The 5,117-nt window shown below is 27.9% G+C and carries 2 protein-coding genes; one reads left to right on the plus strand and one right to left on the minus strand.

Features of this window, described 5'->3' with window-relative positions:
- On the plus strand, window positions 1-4,049 hold a 4,049-nt coding region (locus Q4A58_RS07870; protein ID WP_303118127.1), incomplete at its 5' end, for a hemagglutinin repeat-containing protein.
- Between the two features lie 673 nt (window positions 4,050-4,722).
- Here the strand turns inward: Q4A58_RS07870 and Q4A58_RS07875 are convergent.
- Window positions 4,723-5,117: hypothetical protein (locus tag Q4A58_RS07875; protein WP_303118128.1), on the minus strand; the 395-nt coding region annotated here is incomplete at its 5' end.

Here is a 5,117-nt window from a genome sequence, read left to right on the forward strand (position 1 = left end):
TTAATAAAGATATAATCTGGTATGTGGAGGAAGAAGTTGCAGGAGAAAAGGTTTTAGTTCCTAAGCTATATTTAACAAAGGCAACTTTAGCTAATTTAAAGAAAGCCAACTCTTCTTTGGAAGCAGGAGAGAATTTAGTTATAAATGCAAAAGAGCTTAATAATACAGGTAATATAAGTGCAAAAAAGATTGAATTGAATATTGATAATTTAACAAACAAAGCACTTCTTGGGGCAGAGAAAGCTAATATAGAAGGAACAAATATTGATATTACAGCAAAAAATTCTGTTGATAATATTGGTGGAAATATAGAAAGTGCTGAAAATTTAAATATTATTGCAGAAAATATTTCAAATTTAAGCACTAAGAGGATAAATGGTGCCACATTTGATGTTATATCTACACTTGAGGAAGTTGCAATAATAAATGGAAAAAATGTAAGCATGGAAGCTAAAAAAAGTATAGATAATAAAGGAGCTCAAATAAATGCAATAGAAAACTTAAATATAGTGGCTAAAGATGTCAATATTGATAAGTTGGAAACTGAAAATTATTATAGAAGTGGTGACCGTAAGAACTATGTAGTTATTGACAATAAGAAAAATATAAAAAGTGAAGTTTCAGCTGGAAATATAAATATCAATGCAGGAAATGACATAAATATTAAAGCAGCTGATATAGTGGCTAAAGATAAATTAAATCTTAAAGCTGAAGGAGATATAAATATTGTATCTGCTACTGACAGTCAGTATTTTGAAAAGAAAGAAACAAGTAAAAAAAGATTTGGAGGCTCAAAATCAAGCCATAGCATTAATTATTCAACTCATAATGTGGAATCAAATATAGTTGGAAACAATATAAATATTGAAAGCGGAAAAGATGTGGCTATACTTGGAAGTAATATTCAGGCAGGAGTTGAAGGAGAAGCAAATATTTCAGCTAAAGGAAATATTACTCAGGCAGGAGTAAAAGATATTAATTATTCTTATCATAAAACAAGCAAGAGCAGATTCGGAGGGCTTATATCTAAGTCTACAACTACTGAAAATTATCAGGAATCAGCTATAAAATCGGCTACAATATCAGGAAATAAAGGGCTAGTTTATGACAGTAAAAATGATTTAGTTCTTGAGGGAGTAAATGTTGTATCAACAGGAAATATAAAATTGAAGGGAAATAATGTAATAATAAATCCTTTAGAAACAGAATCATATAGTAAGGTAAAGACAGAGAAAAAAGGATTTGCAGGAAGCATAAGCCCAACAAATATTTCCATATCTTATGGAAAGGATAAATTTTCATCAGATACAACAACAGTAACACAACATTCATCAGAAATAACATCTGCACAAAATATTGATATAGAAGCAGGCAATAAGGTAAAAGGGAAATCAGTTAATATCTATGCAGATAAGGATATAAATATATCAGGAGATAAGGGAGTAGAACTTACAACAGCAAATAATACTTATGAAAATGTAACAAAACAAAGCTCATCAAGAATAGGCGCAAGTGTAGGAGTAAACTCTGCAATAGCAAATACTATAGAAAATGTGAAGAATATAGAAAAATTAACAGATTTTTCAGGAAACAGCTATGATATAGCAAATACAGCTTCTAAATTAGTTGGTGCTATTAAAGATGGGGCTAAGGCGACAAACTCAATAGTTTCTTCAAAGTATAAAAAAGGAGCAGACAGTGCTAAATCTTCAAATTTAGAAGGAATATCAAAAAATCCGGATGACTATTTAAGTTTGAGTATAAGTTTGTCAAAGAGTAAATCAAAATCAGAAGTGTATGATGAAAAGGCGGTTAAAAATTCTATTGCCGGAGAAAATATAAATATATATTCTAAAGATGGAAGTATATTAATTGAAGGAACAGATATTACAGCTAAAAAAGATTTAAATTTAAAAGCAAAAGAAAATATAAATATTAAAGCGGTAGAAGAAAAATCAAAATCATCAAGTTCTTCTTCAAGCAGTGGAATAAGTGGAAATATTTCATTAAATACAAATCCTATGAGTATCGGTTTTTCAAATTCAGGAGCTAAAAGCAGAGGAACAGGGACATCTTATGAAAATTCCCTTATAAATGTGGGAGGAAAATTTAAAACAGATTCAGAAAATCTTAATATAGCAGGAGCTAATATAGAAGCGGATAAAGTTGATATAAAGGCGAAGAATATAGTTATAGAATCAAAACAGGATAAATCAGAAAGAAAAGATTCAAGCCATGGAATGAGCCTGACTATTACAGCAAATCCTGCTATGCCAATCAAAGATTTCAGCATAAACTCATCTAAAGGAAGCGGAGAAGGAGCATGGGTAGATAAACAAAGCTCAGTAATAGCAAGAAATGGTGGAAATATAGAGGCAGAAAATAAGCTGACTAACACAGGCGCTATAATAGGTTCATTAAATAAAGACAAGAAATTAAAAGTAGAAGCTAAAGAAATAGTTATAAATCATTTAGAAGATAAGAACAAGTATGAGAATAAAGGCGGAGGAATAAGCGCAAGCATTGGAAGTACACCTAATATATCAGTTGTTCATGATAAGGTGGATAAGGAGCAAATAAATAGAGCGACAGCAATAAATACAGATTTTACTATTTCAGGAGAAAAGAAAACATCAGAAGAATTAGGCTTTAATACAGACTTATCTAAGGCACAAGAAGTAACAAAAGATGAAGAAAAACATTTAAATGCAGAACTACATACAGATTTAATAGATAAGGAAAAAAGAGATGAAATAGTATCAGCAGGAAGAAAGATAGTTGCTGTGGCAGAGTCAGTAGTAAATCCAAATGAAGGTGGAAGTTACAATACTTTTAAAGAAGCACTTGTAGGAATTTATTTAGATGAATTTAGAAAAGAAAATCAGGAAGCTTTTAATTTAATTCAAGATAAAAAGCTTAGCTATAACAAAAGACTACAGGTTCTAAAACAATTACAGGAAAACTTTTATACAAAACATGGATATAAAGGAGAATTACCTGAATTATATTTAACAGATGAAAAGGCTTCATTTGCAATAGACGGTAAAGAAGGAAGAAAAGAGAAAATCTTTATATCAATTTATCATTTAGATGATAGTAATTTCCCAATAAGTAATTTATTTGCGCATGAAAGTGGACATTTAAATACTTATGATAAAGGAGAGAATACAGCAGAATATGTAGAATCAAAAATAGGAAAAACAGATTATAGTAAGCAATTTACAGAAAACGAAAAGAAGAAATACTTAGAAACAATAGACAGTAAATATTTTCCAAGTATAAGTGAAGAAGAACAATTTGCTTTAGCAAAGAGTTTTGATGAAAAGGATAGAGAGAATAAGGTTTATTTAATGGAAAGGGATTTAGATATTAAATTTATTGGAAAATTGTTTGGTCATACATCAATACCAATGATACCAGATAACCAAGAAGATTTTTTTACTGAAAATGGGGACTTGAAAGAAGAATTAAAAAAAGAATTTCCAGCCCTTCCAGAACCAGAAAAATTTGGAGAAAATAAGTATGGTTGGATAGTAGGAGGTTTTAAAGGGGAAAAAGAGAAAGGGGAAGTAGAAGGAGATTTAGTTGTGAGATTTAATGATAAATCAGATGTTCAAGTTTTAAAGAAAATTTTAGAAGTTGATAACGAATCCTTTCTAACTGGTGAGATTGTTATGGAAATAAAAAGTAGTAGTATGAAAGATACAGAATTAATTAAAACAATTATACAACACAATTTAGATTATATAGATAGTAAGAATTATAAAAGATACTCTGCAATTCCAATTTCAACACTGAATATTTATCAGTTAAATAAAAAAGATTTTTTAGAAGAATGTGTAAATTGTAATTCTTGGACATATACTACTTTAAAAAAAATAGGAGAAGAAAATAGATTAGATAAATCATTTAGGAACCAAATAAAAAGTTTACCTATCCAAAGAGGAGGAGATATTAAACTTTCAAATTATAAAGATATTTTCTATCCATTGAAAAGAGAAGTTCCAGGTATTAATTATGAAATTAAAACACTAAAAGGATCAAAATAAGGGGCAGGATAAATGTTTTGGACAAGTCAATTTTTAGATATTATATTTTTATTCATACTTGTACTAAGTAAAGAGAATTTTTTACATATACATAATAATAAATTTGCAGAAGTAGTAATCTTTTATTTCTTTTTTAAAAATATTTCTTTGTTTCCAGTTATAAAAAAAGAAAAATATAGTGTAATGCTTTTTATTTTTTTAAAAATTATTTATTTTGGAATTTTAAGTGTCTATATGTTACAAAAAAGTGAAAGTAACTTTATGTTTTTTCTAAAAAGAACTAATATTGAAAAATATTTTTTTTATATATATCTTATAACAATTTTATTTAATGTTCTGGCAATTTATAAATACAAACCAAATGAAATAAAAGGGTTGAAAACCGCTATATTAATACTTTATCAAATAGTTTTATGGGGAGTGATGACTTTTGTGACAATTTTTTTGGTAGGTGAATTATGAAGCTAAAAAAATATAAGTGGGTAATATTTCTTGGCATTATAATATTTTTGAATATATTTATAGAAAATTTTTCTCTTGTTTTATTTGTTCCATATATTTTTATAATTATAACTGAATATTATTTATGGGATAAAGAATTTTTTAAAAATGATAGTAGTAATAATAAGGAAAAAAAATAAATTTTTTCTAGCTAGCTCAAATAAATTTTGAGCTAGTTATTAAAAGATTTATAGTTGAGATAAAAAAGTGAAAAAGCAAGCGAGGAAAACTTTATATCATCTAATTCATCTTCACAAACAGGAATTAGTTTAAATGTTGACTTAAGTAAAGGACAGATAGCAAATTTATCACTATCAAAAGCAGGAACAAGAGGTAAAGGAAATGGAGAAAAAGAATGGGTAGATAAACAAACTACATTAATAGCAAGAAATGGAGGAAAAGTAGATACAGACAGCCTAACAAATAAAGGAGCAGTTATAGGTTCTGAAAGTGAAGAAAACAAATTAAAAATCTCTGCTAATAAAATAACAATAAAAGACTTAGAAGATAAGAATAAATATGAAAATATTGGTGGAGGAATAAGTATAGGAACAGATGTACCAAATA

Source organism: Fusobacterium sp., from assembly GCF_030528405.1.
In the GTDB taxonomy this organism is placed as follows: domain Bacteria; phylum Fusobacteriota; class Fusobacteriia; order Fusobacteriales; family Fusobacteriaceae; genus Fusobacterium.